Source organism: Staphylococcus lugdunensis, from assembly GCF_001558775.1.
Classification (GTDB): domain Bacteria; phylum Bacillota; class Bacilli; order Staphylococcales; family Staphylococcaceae; genus Staphylococcus; species Staphylococcus lugdunensis.
The window spans coordinates 418,464-436,057 of record NZ_CP014022.1 but is presented as its reverse complement, the minus strand read 5'-3'; the positions used below and the strand labels follow the sequence as shown (position 1 = coordinate 436,057).

Here is a 17,594-nt window from a genome sequence, read left to right as displayed (position 1 = left end):
AATTAATAACTATTTCTTATTGAACGTATGCTTAATGATAACTTTTACTTATATAGTCTGATTAAAAAAGGAAATCCTAAAAACGCCTATTTATAGCGAATTGCAGTTGTTTTAAAATTTAGTTAATTATACAATTTAAGTAACGGCATATAAAAATATTATGATTTAGTTCAAGGGGGAAATACTATGGCTTCTAACATGAAATCACATGCTAAAAAGACATTTAAAGTGAACGACAAATCTTATGTGTATTATGATTTGAAAAGTTTAGAAGAACAAGGTTTAACTACGGTATCTAAATTACCATATTCCATCAGAGTATTATTAGAATCTGTATTAAGACAAGAAGATGATTTTGTTATTACGGATGATCATATTAAAGCATTAAGTCATTTTGGGGGAGAAAATAATGAAGGTGAGGTTCCATTTAAACCTTCTCGAGTGATTTTACAGGATTTTACTGGAGTTCCAGCAGTAGTGGATTTAGCATCATTGCGTAAAGCAATGAACGATGTTGGTGGCGATATTAATAAAATTAATCCAGAAGTTCCTGTTGACTTAGTCATTGATCATTCTGTTCAAGTAGATAGTTATGCAAATCCAGATGCGCTTGAACGCAATATGAAATTGGAATTTGAACGAAATTATGAAAGATATCAATTCTTAAATTGGGCAACTAAAGCATTTAACAACTATAATGCAGTACCGCCTGCAACTGGTATTGTACATCAAGTGAATTTAGAATACTTAGCTAATGTCGTTCATGTTCGTGATGTTGATGGAGAAGAAACAGCATTTCCAGACACACTAGTAGGTACTGACTCTCATACAACTATGATTAATGGTATCGGGGTATTAGGATGGGGTGTTGGTGGTATTGAAGCAGAAGCAGGTATGCTTGGACAACCCTCTTATTTCCCAATTCCAGAAGTTATTGGTGTCAGATTAACTAACACATTACCTCAAGGCTCAACCGCTACGGACTTAGCTTTAAGAGTGACTCAAGAATTACGTAAAAAAGGTGTAGTTGGCAAATTTGTTGAATTCTTTGGACCAGGTGTTACAGATTTACCACTAGCTGATCGTGCAACTATCGCAAATATGGCGCCAGAATACGGTGCTACTTGTGGCTTCTTCCCAGTTGATGAGGAATCACTAAAATATATGAGATTAACAGGACGATCAGAAGAGCATGTTGCATTAGTTAAAGCATACTTGGAACAAAACAATATGTTCTTTACTGTTGATAAAGAAGACCCAGAATACACTGATGTTATTGACTTAGATCTATCTACGGTTGAAGCATCATTATCAGGGCCAAAACGTCCCCAAGACTTAATCTTTTTAAGTGACATGAAATCAGAATTTGAAAAATCAGTTACTGCACCTGCGGGTAACCAAGGTCATGGATTTGATAAAAAAGAATTTGATAAAACAGCTGAAATCCAATTTAGTGACGGTTCAACTGCAACTATGACAACAGGGGATATAGCGATAGCAGCAATTACTTCATGTACAAATACATCAAATCCATATGTCATGTTGGGGGCAGGTCTAGTTGCTAAGAAGGCTGTCGAAAAAGGGCTCAAAGTGCCAGAATTTGTTAAAACTTCATTGGCTCCAGGTTCAAAGGTTGTAACAGGTTATTTACGTGATTCAGGTTTACAAGAATATCTTGATGATTTAGGTTTCAATCTAGTTGGTTATGGTTGTACAACATGTATTGGCAACTCAGGTCCGCTTTTACCTGAAATAGAAAAAGCAATTGCTAAAGAAGATTTGCTTGTTACGTCTGTATTATCAGGTAACCGTAATTTTGAAGGTCGTATCCATCCATTAGTTAAAGCAAACTACTTAGCTTCACCACAATTAGTTGTTGCTTATGCTTTAGCTGGGACTGTTGATATTGATTTGCAAAATGAGCCACTTGGAAAAGGAAAAGATGGCGAAGATGTTTATTTAAATGATATTTGGCCATCAATCAAAGAAGTTGCAGACACAGTAGACAGTGTAGTGACGCCCGAGTTATTCTTGGAAGAATACAAAAATGTATATAATAATAATGAAATGTGGAATGAAATTGATGTGACTGACGCACCATTATATGACTTCGATCCTAATTCAACATATATTCAAAATCCTACATTTTTCCAAAACTTATCTAAAGAACCTGGCACAATTAAACCTTTAAAAGATTTGCGTGTTATGGGTAAGTTTGGAGATTCAGTTACAACTGACCATATCTCACCAGCTGGTGCAATTGGTAAAGATACGCCAGCAGGTAAATATTTACTTGATCATGATGTACCTATTCGTGATTTTAATTCATATGGTTCAAGACGTGGGAATCATGAAGTTATGGTACGTGGCACATTCGCAAATATTCGTATTAAAAACCAATTAGCACCTGGAACTGAAGGTGGCTATACAACTTATTGGCCAACGGATGAAGTGATGCCTATCTATGACGCTGCTATGAAATATAAAGAGGACGGTACTGGTTTAGCTGTATTAGCTGGTAATGATTATGGTATGGGTTCTTCACGTGACTGGGCTGCCAAAGGTACTAACTTATTAGGCGTTAAGACAGTTATTGCTCAAAGTTATGAACGTATTCACCGTTCTAACCTAGTCATGATGGGGGTATTACCATTACAGTTTAAAGATGGTGATTCAGCAGACTCACTTGGCTTAGATGGTAAGGAAGAAATTTCTGTAGATATCAATGAAGATGTTAAGCCGCAAGATACTGTTAAAGTTCATGCTAAAAAGGAGAATGGTGAAGTAGTTGATTTCGATGCAACTGTTCGCTTTGATTCTTTAGTAGAGTTGGATTATTATCGTCATGGTGGTATTTTACAAATGGTTTTACGTAATAAACTTGCACAATAAACAAGGCGAAATACAGTCTGGGACATCATTATGTTTTAGGCTAGGAACTAATTATTAGCAGTAGTTAACTGGATTGAAAATACGCTGATACCAAACTTTTTCAATTCTAGTCAACCTGGTTGGGGTGGGACTACGAATTCATCATGAATTCTGCTCCGCTCCTTTTTTATGTTAGAATTGATAAGAAAGTTATATTGAAAGAAGGATATTTGATTATGATATACAGTATTACTGAAATCGAGGCTAGATACCAAGAAACAGATAAAATGGGTGTGATTTATCACGGCAACTATGCTACATGGTTTGAAGTAGCGCGCACAGATTATATTAGAAAATTAGGCTTTAATTATGCTGACATGGAAGCGGTGGGCATTATATCTCCTGTTACAGATTTGAATGTGAAGTATATCAAATCCATTACATATCCTGAAACTGTTAAAGTTAAGACTTGGGTGGAAAAATATTCGCGGCTACGTTCAATTTATGGCTATGAAATATATAATGAGCAAGGAGAACTTGCTACAACAGGGACTACTGAGCTAATTTGTATGAAGGCAGATAATTTTAGACCTATTAGATTAGATCGCCATTTTCCAGATTGGCATGAAACATATAGTAAAGTTGAAGCATTAAATAAAAATAATATTGAGTTAGAAGTAACGAATAAAGATGATTTAAATCATCTTTAAAATTAAGCGGAACGAATATATTACAAAATAGTTTTTAAACCTTTGAAATGATAGCTTAAAGCAAATGAGCTATTTTTATAAAAAAATAGCTATGAAGACTGATATCTTGAGTAAAAGTCTCATAGCTATTTCTTATTATTCTATTAAACTGCAATTGATGTTACTTTGTAGTATAAGCTATTTCATCTTCGTGATTAACGGTATCAACTTCAATAATATCGTCTTTAAAGTACCACAAATCGTCTTCAGCAACTACAACTTTAAGGTTATTATAATTTTCACTGTAACCAATATCTATGTCATCTTCATTTTCAACGCGAAAAGCAGGACTGAAGCCTTGTTTTAATTGGAATTCTCCACCGTAGCGGACATAGAATTGTAAAACTTTATTGTTGTCTGGCAAATCTAATTCATCTTTAAACCAGTTGATAGCTTGTTCAGTTAATTGTATTTTCAATTTATAACCTCCTAATAGCTCATTCATCAATACCCATAAATAATTTATCTTCGCAAGTAGGATTATAGCATAGTAGCTATTAAAAATATTTGAATATGCTTAATGAAATAGTTAACGATAACTCAAGAATAATATTGAGGCTGGTGCATCATTATGTTTAAAGCTACGAACTATATATTGGCAGTAGTTGATTGGATTGAAAATACACTGATACCAGGCTTTTTTCAATTCTATTCTGGACTACGAATTCATCATGAAATCTGTTCCACTCTCGTTTTCCAATTTTAAGTTGTTATTGTATTATAAAAACCGCAAAAGCTTATACAAGTCTTGTTGCGGTCGAAAAATAGCAATAATTTTAAATTGTTGAGCTTAATTACATCCATTTAATTTTAGGTTCTTCACCCTTGACAATTCTGATAATATTAGAACGATGTCGTACAATTAATATAACTGAAACAAGCAAACTGACACCAAGTAATACATAGTCATGTATGACAAATGCACCAACAACACAACTAATCGCAGCAATAATACTTGATAAGGACACAAATTTAGATAGGTATAAAATAATAAAGAAAATCAATGCTAAAATTAGCAACAATATAGGATTAACCCCTAGTACGACACCTGCACTTGTAGCTACTGCTTTGCCACCTTTAAATTTAAGATAGACAGGATAAACATGGCCTAGAATTGCAAATAAACCAACGATGAGTCCATGGGTAAAAAAGGTGCTTAGTGGGCCATCTGCATGCACAGGCAACCAAATTGGAAAGAATACAGTTATGAATCCTTTAAAAATGTCTAGAAATGTTACTAAAAAACCAGCAGGCTTGCCAAGTACTCGAAAGCTATTTGTTGCACCAGTGTTGCCACTTCCAAATTGTCTTATATCTTTTTTAAAAAAGAGTTTTCCAACAACATAACCACTTGGAAAAGCTCCTATGAGATAGCTGAGTAACAACATGAGGACTATCATCATAATAATTACACATCCTTTTATAACTTAGCTCTATTTTACCATAAACTGATTATTTTTTACGACAATAAATTTAAAACAAATGTTATGGTAAATAAATAGCCTTGTTTTAAACTCAGACTTGCAATTTAAGCAGATTTATATAAGAATAACTATTGTATAGAAAAAATAACGAACGTACGTTTGTAGGAGGAAAATTACATTGACAGTGAATAAAAAAAACAATTATTCAGATGATTCAATACAGGTTTTAGAAGGATTAGAAGCTGTGCGTAAAAGACCTGGTATGTATATTGGCTCCACTGATAAGCGCGGGCTCCACCATTTAGTATATGAAGTTGTTGATAACTCTGTTGATGAAGTATTAAATGGCTATGGTGATGAAATCAACGTCACAATTAATAAAGATAATAGCATTACTATTGAAGATAATGGTCGAGGTATGCCAACAGGAATCCATGCTTCAGGTAAGCCGACGGTACAAGTTATTTTTACCGTTTTACATGCTGGAGGTAAATTTGGTCAAGGTGGTTATAAAACATCTGGTGGCTTGCATGGTGTGGGTGCATCAGTAGTGAATGCGCTTAGTGAATGGCTAGAGGTTGAAATACATAGAGATGGAAATATCTATAAACAAAGTTTTAAAAATGGGGGTTTGCCTGCCACTGGTTTAGTCAAAGCAGGAAAAACTAAAAAAACTGGCACTAAAGTAACTTTTAAGCCTGATCCAGAGATTTTTAAAGCGTCAACGACATTTTCTTTCCAAACATTAAGCGAGCGTTTACAAGAGTCTGCATTTTTATTAAAAAATCTAAAAATTAAACTAACCGATTTACGCAGTGGTAAAGAACGTGAAGAACTATACCATTATGAAGAAGGTATTAAAGAATTTGTAAGTTACGTAAATGAAGGTAAAGAAGTATTACATGATGTAACTATGTTTTCTGGCCAATCTCATGGCATTGAAGTCGATGTGGCTTTTCAATATAATGATCAATATTCTGAGAGTATTTTAAGTTTTGTTAATAATGTACGGACTAAAGATGGTGGTACGCATGAAGTAGGATTTAAAACTGCTATGACCAGAGTATTTAACGATTATGCACGACGCATTAATGAATTAAAAGAAAAAGATAAGAATATTGATGGTAATGATATACGTGAAGGACTAACAGCCATTATTTCAGTGAGAATTCCTGAAGAATTATTGCAATTTGAAGGACAAACAAAGTCTAAACTTGGAACAACAGAGGCTAGAAGTGCAGTAGATTCTGTCGTAGCTGAGAAATTACCTTTTTATTTAGAGGAAAAAGGGCAGCTTTCCAAATCTTTAGTTAAAAAAGCAATTAAAGCACAGCAAGCACGTGAAGCAGCTCGCAAGGCCCGCGATGATGCCCGTTCTGGTAAAAAGAATAAACGTAAAGATACATTGTTATCTGGAAAACTCACACCTGCACAAAGTAAAAATACTGAGAAAAATGAATTGTACTTAGTCGAAGGTGATTCAGCAGGTGGTTCTGCCAAGTTAGGACGTGATCGCAAATTCCAAGCGATTTTGCCACTTCGAGGTAAAGTAATCAACACAGAGAAGGCGCGCTTAGAAGATATATTTAAAAATGAGGAAATTAACACGATTATTCATACAATCGGTGCTGGTGTAGGTAACGATTTTAAAATTGAGGATAGTAATTACAACAGAGTTATCATCATGACCGATGCGGATACTGATGGTGCTCATATACAGGTACTGTTATTAACGTTCTTCTTCAAATACATGAAACCTTTAGTTCAAGCAGGACGAGTGTTTATTGCTTTGCCGCCACTTTACAAACTTGAAAAGGGTAAAGGAAAAGCTAAGCAAGTTGAATATGCCTGGACGGATGATGAATTAGACAAACTTCAACAATCACTAGGAAAAGGATTTACGTTGCAACGGTATAAAGGTCTAGGTGAAATGAATCCCGAACAATTATGGGAGACGACGATGAATCCAGATACAAGGACATTGATTCGAGTACAAGTTGAAGATGAAGTGCGATCTTCTAAACGTGTTACTACATTAATGGGTGATAAAGTGGCACCAAGACGTGAGTGGATTGAACGCCATGTTGAATTTGGTATGCAAGAAGATTTGAGTATTTTAGATAATACAGAGGTTCAAGTATTAGACAATGAAAATTATACTGAGGAGGAAACAAATTGAGTGAGATAATACAAGACTTATCACTTGAAGATGTTATTGGTGACCGCTTTGGTAGATATAGTAAATATATAATTCAAGAACGTGCTCTGCCAGATGTAAGAGATGGACTTAAACCAGTACAACGCCGTATTTTGTACGCTATGTATAGCAGTGGTAATACGTATGATAAGAATTTCCGTAAAAGTGCCAAAACTGTTGGGGATGTCATTGGACAATATCATCCTCATGGCGATTCATCAGTATATGATGCGATGGTACGTTTAAGTCAAGATTGGAAATTACGTCATGTACTCGTAGAAATGCATGGTAATAATGGTAGTATCGACAATGATCCTCCTGCTGCAATGCGTTATACAGAAGCTAAGTTAAGTCAATTAGCTGAAGAATTATTGCGCGATATTAATAAAGAAACAGTATCTTTTGTCTCTAACTATGATGATACAACCCTTGAACCTATGGTGTTACCGGCGCGATTTCCTAATTTACTAGTTAATGGTTCTACTGGTATTTCAGCAGGTTATGCTACTGATATTCCACCTCATAATTTAGCTGAAGTCATTCAAGCAACCTTAAAGTATATAGATAATCCTAATATATCAGTAAGTCAGCTTATGAAATATATTCAAGGGCCAGATTTTCCAACTGGTGGCATTATTCAAGGTGTTGATGGCATAAAGAAAGCATATGAAACTGGTAAAGGGAAAATTGTAGTTCGTTCAAAAGTTGAAACAGAAGCATTAAGAAATGGCAGACAACAATTAGTTGTGACCGAAGTGCCATACGAAGTAAATAAAAGTTCGCTTGTTAAGCGAATTGATGAATTACGAGCAGATAAAAAAGTAGATGGAATTGTCGAAGTTAGAGATGAGACCGATCGTACTGGTTTGAGAATCGCTATTGAATTAAAGAAAGAAGCTAATAGTGAGGCTATTAAAAATTATCTATTCAAAAATTCTGACTTACAAATTTCATATAATTTCAACATGGTGGCAATAAGCGACGGTAGACCAAAATTGATGGGTATTCGTCAAATTATTGATAGTTATTTAAATCATCAAATTGAAGTTGTTGTCAATAGGACTAAATTTGATTTGGATCATGCAGAAAAGCGTATGCATATTGTAGAGGGATTGATGAAAGCTTTATCTATTTTAGATGAAGTTATCGCCCTTATCCGAGAATCGAAAAACAAACGAGATGCTAAAGATAATTTAGTGGCAACATATGGTTTTACAGATGCTCAAGCAGAAGCGATAGTTATGTTGCAATTATACCGTTTAACAAATACGGATATTGTTGAATTGAAAAATGAGCACGCTGAGCTTAGTGAACGCATTAAAGAATATCGTCATATTTTAGATAACCATGACGCTTTGCTAACTGTTATTAAGAACGAATTAAAAGATATTCGTAAGCGTTTTAAATCTGAAAGACTGTCTGCAATTGAAGCAGAAATTGCAGAAATTAAAATCGATAAAGAAGTAATGGTTCCTAGTGAAGATGTCATTATGAGTGTTACTGCTCAAGGATATATTAAACGTACTTCAACACGAAGTTTTAATGCGAGTGGTGTTTCAGAAATCGGGCTTAAGCAAGGTGACCGATTATTAAAATATCAAGAGGTAAATACGCAGGATACGATTCTTGTCTTTACAAATAAAGGCAGATACTTGTTCATTCCGGTACATAAATTAGCAGACACGCGGTGGAAAGAATTAGGGCAACACGTGTCACAACTTGTAGCAATCGAAGAAGACGAATATATAATCAATGTATATAATGAAAAAAATTTCCAACAAGAGGCATTTTATATTATGGCTACACGTAACGGTATGATTAAAAAAAGTCATGCTGGATTATTTAAAACAACACGTTACACTAAACCATTAGTTGCTATGAAAGTGAAACCGCAAGATGAAATTATTAGTGTACAACGTTTGACAGAAGATCAAATTATAACGGTACTAACGCATAAAGGTATGTCATTAACATATAACACTAATGAGTTATCTGACACAGGTTTGAGAGCTGCTGGTGTGAAATCTATCAATTTAAAGGTGGAAGATTTCGTAGTTATGACCGAAGTTGTTGAAGCTGGACAAACGATCATTATGGCTACCCAACGTGGGGCTATGAAACGTATTGACTTTAAAGTTTTACAATTGGCAAAACGAGCTCAACGAGGTATTACTTTATTGAAAGAATTAAAGAAAAATCCACATCGAATCGTTGCTGGTCATGTGGTAACAGAAAATCAATCTGAATATATGATCTATTCAGAGTCACATGTTGAAGAAGGTCTTATTGTTGATATTCATAAATCTGAACAATACACGAATGGTTCATTCATCGTCGATACGACTGAGTTTGGAGAGGTAATTAATATGACTATTCAATAATGTTTTTAGTGATTTTATTTTCATAGTTAAAATAAAATGATAAACTTAGAATTGTTATTTATTTTTTAACTTGTATAAAAGCAAGAGATTTACATTTAATAGGAGTAAGTTCATTGTTCCATTTTCAATGAATCATATAACCTAAATTATAAATGTAAATCTCTTAACGTATTCACTAGATAAATTTAGATAAATGTGAGGTATGGATAGAGTGAGAGATTTTGATAATTTGATTCCTGGCTGGTTTAAGACAATTGTGCAAGTCGGAAACGATTTAATATGGTCACAGTACCTAATTGGTCTGTTACTAACGGTTGGCTTCTTCTTTACTATTAGTTCAAAATTTGTACAACTTAGAATGTTGCCAGAAATGTTTAGAGCGCTCGTTGAGAAACCAGAAACATTAGAGTCTGGAAAGAAAGGTATTTCACCATTTCAAGCGTTTGCGATAAGCGCCGGCTCACGTGTGGGTACGGGGAATATTGCAGGTGTTGCTACTGCCATTGTTCTTGGTGGCCCAGGTGCAGTATTTTGGATGTGGATTATTGCTTTTATCGGAGCAGCAAGTGCGTTTATGGAAGCTACACTTGCCCAGATATATAAAGTTCATGATAAAGAAGGTGGGTTCCGTGGAGGACCTGCATATTACATAACAAAAGGACTTAATCAAAAATGGTTAGGTATTTTATTTGCGATTTTAATTACAGTGACATTTGCATTTGTATTTAATACGGTGCAATCTAATACGATTGCAGAATCATTAAATACACAGTACAATGTCAACCCTGTGATAACAGGCGTTGTATTAGCAGTTATTACTGGGATTATCATTTTTGGTGGTGTTCGTAGTATTGCAACACTATCATCACTAATAGTACCTATTATGGCTATTATTTATATTGGTATGGTTTTAGTTATTTTATTGATGAATTTAGATCAAGTTGTTCCAATGATTGGCACAATTATCAAGAGTGCTTTTGGCATTGAACAGGTTGCTGGTGGTGCGTTAGGAGCTGCTATATTACAAGGTATTAAGCGTGGTTTATTCTCAAATGAAGCTGGTATGGGTTCAGCACCAAATGCTGCAGCGACAGCAGCTGTTCCACATCCAGTTAAACAAGGTTTAATTCAATCTCTTGGTGTTTTCTTCGATACAATGCTCGTATGTACTGCTACAGCAATTATGATTTTACTTTATTCAGGTTTGAAATTTGGCGATAGTGCGCCACAAGGTGTTGCTGTCACACAATCAGCTTTAAATGATCATTTAGGATCTGCTGGCGGTATCTTTTTAACTGTAGCTGTGACTTTATTTGCATTTTCATCAGTTGTAGGGAACTATTATTACGGACAGTCTAATATAGAGTTTTTATCAACGAATAAAATAATCTTATTTATTTTTAGATGTTTAGTTGTGATATTAGTGTTTGTTGGTGCTGTAGTTAAAACGGAAACAGTATGGAGTACAGCAGATTTGTTTATGGGACTTATGGCCATTGTGAATTTAATATCGATTATTGGTTTATCCAATGTAGCTTTCGCAGTGATGAAAGATTATCAACAACAACGTAAAGAAGGAAAACATCCCGTGTTCAATCCCGAAAATTTACAAATAAATTTATTTGGCATTGAATCTTGGGGACGTGAAAATAAATCTAAAAAATCATAGTGTAAACTTTTAAAGTTTGAGATATTTTAAAATGAGTAAACTTGTTAAATTATATTTATAATAACCGTTTAAAATTGCGTTGTGCTATTTAAAAACAATTTGTGTTGCTCACAAACTCTGTAAAATAGGGGTGGGGAATTAAGTCATAACTATTGGCTTTTTACCTGCTCCTATTTTATCGTATTGATGCATTTTCAGATAAAATAATCTATAATTTATGACAAGTATGGTATGATATAGATTAGTAAAATACAATCAATTGAAAAATGTAGTTACAAATAGAGAATACGAGTTAAGGTTTGGTGAATAATGATGTTGGATGATAAAAAGAATACAGCTGAAAAGAAACCAGGTAAATTAAGTTTTTCTGAAACAAGATTTATGCGATTTTTTGGTGGTAAGGATCTTATATTTGCACTTAGTGCATTGGTATTATTAGGTATTGTTATATTTATTTTTGACAAAGTCTCATATGTATTTGAACCATTTATCATTGTCTTTAACACTATTGTAGCACCAATCATTCTATCGTTAATTTTGTTCTATTTAATCAATCCAATCATTAACTTGATGGAGCGTTATAACATTCCAAGATTGCTGGGTATTGTTATAGTATTTTTAGCTATTGTTGGACTTATTGCACTCATCGTTAATTTATTGATTCCGGTCATTGGCAGTCAGGTAACACGCTTAATACATAATGCGCCTGCATATGTGACTAAATTTAATGATACTTTAGATAAGGTGACGCACTTTTCGTTCTTGTCCTCATTTTATGATCAAATACAGACCAATTTAGATTCTTTATCTAAAAAGATTCCTAGTATTGTTACAGACTATTTTGATGGTTTTGGAACTAAATTAAGAACATTTGCTGAAGCTATTGTAAATGTTGGCGTAGTTTTAATAACAACACCATTTGTACTGTTCTTTATGCTAAAAGACGGTCATAAATTTAAAGAGTACACGACTAAAATTATGCCACCTAAATTTAGAAAAGATTATCATGACTTATTAGAAAAAATGAGCGTTCAAGTGGGTTCTTATATACAAGGACAAATTATTGTGTCATTTTGTATTGGTATTTTATTGTTTATTGGCTATACGATTATTGGTCTAGATTATAGCTTAATATTGGCAAGTATCGCTGCAGTAACAAGTGTTGTACCTTATTTAGGACCAACGATCGCTATTTCACCTGCAATTATTATTGCGCTAATAACCTCTCCGTTAATGCTTTTAAAATTAGCTGTTGTATGGACATTAGTTCAATTTATAGAAGGTCATTTTATTTCTCCAAATATTATGGGTAAAACATTAAAAATACATCCATTAACAATTATTTTCATTTTGCTTAGTGCAGGGAACTTGCTAGGGATTGTAGGTGTCATTTTAGGTATTCCAGCTTATGCGATATTAAAAGTACTGGTGTCTCACATATTCTTAATTTTTAAACGCCGATATAATAAGTATTATGGTGATGATGCTGGAGACTATGATATTCCTAAAGAAGATTCGAAAATAGCAGAATAGTATAGTAGCCGATGAAGTAGGACAGTTTGGGATTGCTTTATCGGCTTTTATTGCATATGTGAATCAATTCAACGGTTTAGTGCACCTTAGTATATTACAAATCTGTTAGGACGATAGTCATGTTCAATCACAGGCAGTTATGATATATTTTCAGTAACAAAAGAATTAATTAGAATTGATGTGAAAAAATGAATCAGGAAGTTAAAAATAGAATTTTATCTATATTAAAAATTACTTTTGCAACAGCATTGTTTTGCATTGTGGTATTTACACTCTATCGTGAATTATCACATATTGATTTTAAAAATACAGTTACCGTATTTAGTAAAATCAATCGCTGGATGCTCGTTGGACTATTTGCTTGTGGTGGTGCATCATTACTCTTGCTCTCTATGTATGATGTCATCTTAGTCAAATCATTAAAGATGGAAATGCCTTTATTTAAAATCATTCGAATAAGCTACATTATCAATGCTTTTAATGCCATTATAGGTTTTGGTGGTTTTATTGGTGCTGGTGTGAGAGCAGTTGTATATAAAAATTATACGGAAGACAAGAAAAAATTAGTACATTATATTTCAATCATCTTAATCTCTATGCTCACAGGATTAAGCTTATTATCTATCTTGGTTGTGTTACATGTATTTAATGCATCACATATGATTGACAAAATAAGTTGGGTACGTTGGATATTATATGTCGTTGCTTTATTTTTACCTATCTTCATCATATACACGATTATGCGCCCAGCAGATAAAAAGAATAGATTTATGGGTGTGTATTGCACATTAGTTTCAAGTGTTGAATGGCTAGCAGCTGCATTAGTATTATATTTATCTGTATTAATAGTCGATATCCATATTTCATTTATGACTTTAATAGGCGTCTTTATTATTGCAGCTTTATCAGGATTAGTCAGCTTTATTCCTGGTGGATTTGGTGCCTTTGATTTAGTTGTACTTCTTGGTTTAAAATCATTAGACATCCCTGAGGAACAAATTTTATTAGCGCTGTTACTTTATCGTTTTGCCTATTATTTTGTACCTGTCGTTGTGGCACTATTACTCTCTACGTTTGAATTTGGATCAACTGCTAAACGTTACTTTGAAGGTTCTAAATACTTTGTTCCGGCTAAAGACATCACCTCTTTTGCAATGTCTTATCAAAAGGATATTTTAGCAAAAATCCCATCATTATCGGTGGCTATCCTTGTTTTGATAACAAGTATCATGTTTTTTATAAATAATATGACGATTATTTATGATGGTTTATTTGATGAAAATCATCTTGTGTATTACATTGTGTTATCAATTCATACAAGTGCCTGTTTATTACTATTGTTAAATGTGAAAGGGATATTTAAACAAAGTAGAAGAGCTATTATTTTCGCAATGATCTCGATTATATTAATTTTTGGAGCAACAATTTATACATATGCATCTGCCTTATTATTAAGTTGGCTTATTGTTATGTTTGCTATATTGGTTGCTGCATACCGTCGTGCGAAAGTATTAAAGCGCCCATTCAGATTACATCAATTTGTAATGTCATTTATTATGAGTGTTGTTGTGCTTTATGTGAATCATTTTATTATCTCACAAACTTTTTATGCGTTGGATGTATATCAAATAGAAATGAATACATCTGCATTGAGATATTATTTCTGGTTAACCATTCTAGTGATTATACTTGTTGTAGGTATTATTGCCTGGTTGTTTGATTATCGATTTAATCGTCCACATCAAATAAACGACTATAAACAATGTGAAACTATTATTGATTCATATGGGGGTAACTATTTAAGCCATTTGTTATACAGTGGTGATAAAGATGTTTTTATGCATGATAATGAACAAGCCTTTTTAATGTATCGTTATAAAGGTAATGCGCTTGTTGTACTAGGTGATCCTATTGGGGATACTCAAAGCTTTCAAACGCTACTCGAATCGTTTTATCAATACGCTGAACGCTTAGGCTATGATGTTATCTTTTATCAAGTAAGTGATCGATTTATGCCACTCTATCATAACTTTGGTAATCAATTTTTCAAATTAGGGGAGGAAGCTATTATTGATTTAACCCAATTTACTATTTCAGGTAAAAAGCGTAGAGGCTTCCGCGCGACACTTAATAAACTTGAAGAGCTTGAGTTTAAGTTTGAAATTCTTGAACCGCCATTTTCAAACAACCTTATGAGTAGTTTAAAAGAAATTAGTGATATGTGGCTGGATGGTCGTCAAGAAATGCACTTTTCTGTAGGACAATTTACGCCGGAATATTTATCCAAAGCACCGATTGGCGTTATTAAAGATAAAGATGATAAAATCATTGCTTTCTGTAGTTTAATGCCAACATATTATAATGATGCTATATCAGTTGATTTAATACGGTGGTTGCCGGAAATTGAATTACCACTAATGGATGGCTTATATTTACACATGTTATTGTGGAGTAAAGAAAAAGGTTACGGTGCCTTTAACATGGGTATGGCCACGTTGTCTAATGTTGGTCAAATGGATTTTGCTTTTGTGAGAGAAAGAATTGCTGGACGTGTTTTTGAACATTTTAACGGTTTATATCGTTTCCAAGGATTAAGACGTTATAAAGAAAAATATAGTCCTAATTGGGAACCAAGATTTTTAGTTTATAGAAAAGACAGTTCTTTATGGTACAGCATGTTAAAAGTAATGCGTGTCATACGTCATAAATAATAAAACTAGGTGAACATCCTCTCAAGAAAAATTCAGGATAGAATATAAAGCCCAAAATAAACATATTAAGATTAGTCAAGCCCTTTAAAATAAGCATTATTAAATTAGTCCGTTCAATTTAAATTTTTTGAATAAGGTGTTAAACTATATTTGGTTGTACGTTTGACTCATGTGGAGACATTTGATAATCGTACAATTACCGATTCGATACTAAATAATGAATCGTTTTTAATAGTCGATTCATACATGCGATGACGGCAGTCTTATGAGCTTTCTCATTAGGCTGCTTTCTTAATTTATAGTAATAATCGACGACATGGTTATCATAATGACGTTGTCCCCTAATAATATTCATAACCACCCAAAATAAAAGTCTTCTCTCTTTTTTATTGTCATTCTTGGTAATCGTATCTCTACTGTGTGTACGACCTGATTGATATCGTGTAATATCTCCGATTTCGCCAATAATCATAGCCGTTGTTAATTCACCAATTCCAGGTATTGAATGAATATTTTCAAAACAATTAAGTTGCTTTGCTAACTGAATCATAGCTTCATCTAATTATTTGAGAAGTTGAAACTTTACTTAACCTTTCTCATTTCATTTTCCTATACACGGTTTCAAGAACCCAACATACTACAAACGAATTTCAAAAGGCGAGAGTAAAGCTGACTAGTTTTTAATACGGGTTTAAAACCAAAGAGACCGTACAGTCTACTCCTCTCTATAACTATAAAAAATAGCTATGAAGAAATCTATCGTCATAGATTTCTTCATAGCTAATCTTAGTATGTTTCCAAGGAATAGGATCACTATAATATATGATAATATCTCCTCTTTACTTTTGGATTTAATTGATTGTTAACCATTTTGATTTTTTCATTTTTCGACCAAATTTAATAGGATTACTAGTAGTGTCTTTCCATTTTTTTCGTTTATTTTAGATATTAGTCTTCCAACTTCTACATCTTTTAATCTGCCATATCTAGATAAACCAAAATAGTTATTTGGGCTAGCGTTTGGAAATTGTGTTGCTCGTTCTCCTGTTTTTGTGTTGATAACTCTATATGTATTATCTCTAGGATTTCTACTATAAAAAGCCCATCCTTGAGGAAGTACTCTAAAGACAAGAAGCATTAATTATTTGTGTTTTATCTTTAGTAGGGTTATTAGGCATTATACTTAATATAGAACTAATAAATATTAAAAAATAAACAAGAAATACTGATATCAAAATCATGATAGTTTTATTGAATGTAAGATCTTCTTTTCTGTTATTATTCGACCATTTTTTTCACCTCTTTTTCAGTGATTATTATAATTACTATAATGAAAGTGATAAATAGGATGAATTGTATTATTAAAGAAGTGATAGAAATACCAAATATTATGTCAAATATAGTCCATACTATCCCTAAAGGTAAAAACCAATAGCTAAATTTAATACTAAATTTAACAAAAAAATCTTGAGTCAATTTCCAATTCTTTTTATTTTTCATTGAATTTTTAGTTCGCAGGCCCATAAAATAGTTAACTTGATCTCCAACATTATTTTTTAAAGATTTTTTTAAAAATAATGTTATTATTAAATTAGATAAAACTGTTAATAGTAAAATTATAATTAACCAACTCCTTTTTTTTAATATAGCAAACGGTTGAAATAAAAACCAATCCTATTTTTAAAACTTTAATTTTTAATTTAACTTTAGAAATAATTTGATGAATACGCTATACAAAACGATTACCTATAATCGTTAATTATGTTAACTAAACTAAAAGGCATAAACGTTGATTTAACAGCGTTTATGCCTTTTGATTATTATTATCCATTATGCAGGTTTTATACATACTTCCAATGATACGTTTTCATATATTTTGATCAAGAGAAATTTTGTATCTTTATTCAGTTCTTAAGCGTCTAAAAAATAGACGGGTAGCATTCAATTTGATTTTTGATGACGATGATACAAATTTACTATACGTACTTGAAAAGATGTATGTGTTTAATACAACTTTAAAAACAGTCGGGGACATAAATCCTAGAAAAATAGCCAATAA

The 17,594-nt window shown here is 32.9% G+C and carries 11 protein-coding genes and 1 pseudogene; 7 read left to right on the top strand and 5 right to left on the bottom strand.

The annotated features are described in order from the left end of the window. Positions 1-186: 186 nt before the first annotated feature. Both acnA and menI read left to right on the top strand, forming a co-directional pair. Positions 187-2,892: an aconitate hydratase AcnA gene (acnA, locus tag AL499_RS02120; RefSeq protein ID WP_002459198.1), complete on the top strand. Its 2,706-nt coding sequence runs from the start codon at positions 187-189 to the stop codon at positions 2,890-2,892. A 215-nt stretch (positions 2,893-3,107) separates the two neighbouring features. After that, positions 3,108-3,581 carry a 1,4-dihydroxy-2-naphthoyl-CoA hydrolase MenI gene (menI, locus tag AL499_RS02115; protein ID WP_002491890.1) on the top strand — a complete coding sequence of 158 codons (474 nt, stop codon included), beginning with the start codon at positions 3,108-3,110 and terminating at the stop codon, positions 3,579-3,581. Between the two features lie 160 nt (positions 3,582-3,741). On the opposite strand, the gene AL499_RS02110 is transcribed toward menI, so the two are convergent. Both AL499_RS02110 and plsY read right to left on the bottom strand, forming a co-directional pair. After that, positions 3,742-4,038, bottom strand: coding sequence for a HesB/YadR/YfhF family protein (locus AL499_RS02110; protein ID WP_002478237.1), 297 nt, complete (start codon positions 4,036-4,038; stop codon positions 3,742-3,744). A gap of 376 nt (positions 4,039-4,414) precedes the next feature. Continuing rightward, entirely contained in the window at positions 4,415-5,023 is a 609-nt protein-coding gene (gene plsY / locus AL499_RS02105; protein WP_002459195.1) for a glycerol-3-phosphate 1-O-acyltransferase PlsY, read from the bottom strand. Between the two features lie 205 nt (positions 5,024-5,228). On the opposite strand from plsY, the gene parE reads away from it, so the two are divergent. The 5 genes from parE to mprF all read left to right on the top strand — a co-directional run bounded on the left by parE (position 5,229) and on the right by mprF (position 15,535). Continuing rightward, positions 5,229-7,223, top strand: a complete 1,995-nt coding sequence (parE, locus tag AL499_RS02100; protein WP_161510815.1) for a DNA topoisomerase IV subunit B — start codon at positions 5,229-5,231, stop codon at positions 7,221-7,223. Then, positions 7,220-9,622, top strand: a complete 2,403-nt coding sequence (parC, locus tag AL499_RS02095; protein ID WP_002491897.1) for a DNA topoisomerase IV subunit A — start codon at positions 7,220-7,222, stop codon at positions 9,620-9,622. Before parE ends, parC begins: the two co-directional genes overlap by 4 nt. Positions 9,623-9,833: 211 nt before the next feature. Beyond that, positions 9,834-11,291: a glutamine transporter AlsT gene (gene alsT / locus AL499_RS02090; protein ID WP_002478235.1), complete on the top strand. Its 1,458-nt coding sequence runs from the start codon at positions 9,834-9,836 to the stop codon at positions 11,289-11,291. A 309-nt stretch (positions 11,292-11,600) separates the two neighbouring features. After that, a complete protein-coding gene (locus tag AL499_RS02085) occupies positions 11,601-12,824 on the top strand; it encodes an AI-2E family transporter (protein ID WP_002459191.1) in 1,224 nt (407 codons plus the stop codon). 188 nt (positions 12,825-13,012) lie between these two features. Next, entirely contained in the window at positions 13,013-15,535 is a 2,523-nt protein-coding gene (mprF, locus tag AL499_RS02080; protein WP_062248833.1) for a bifunctional lysylphosphatidylglycerol flippase/synthetase MprF, read from the top strand. Positions 15,536-15,731: 196 nt separating this feature from the next. On the opposite strand, the pseudogene AL499_RS02075 reads toward mprF, so the two are convergent. From AL499_RS02075 to AL499_RS12815, 3 genes and pseudogenes are all read right to left on the bottom strand, one after another. Next, positions 15,732-16,097, bottom strand: a pseudogene (locus AL499_RS02075) (transposase); the annotation flags it as partial. 318 nt (positions 16,098-16,415) lie between these two features. Further along, positions 16,416-16,673, bottom strand: coding sequence for an SdpA family antimicrobial peptide system protein (locus AL499_RS12820; protein ID WP_002459188.1), 258 nt, complete (start codon positions 16,671-16,673; stop codon positions 16,416-16,418). A gap of 140 nt (positions 16,674-16,813) precedes the next feature. Then, on the bottom strand, positions 16,814-17,035 hold the full coding sequence (locus AL499_RS12815) for a hypothetical protein (RefSeq protein ID WP_158519353.1): 222 nt from the start codon (positions 17,033-17,035) through the stop codon (positions 16,814-16,816). Positions 17,036-17,594 lie beyond the last annotated feature (559 nt).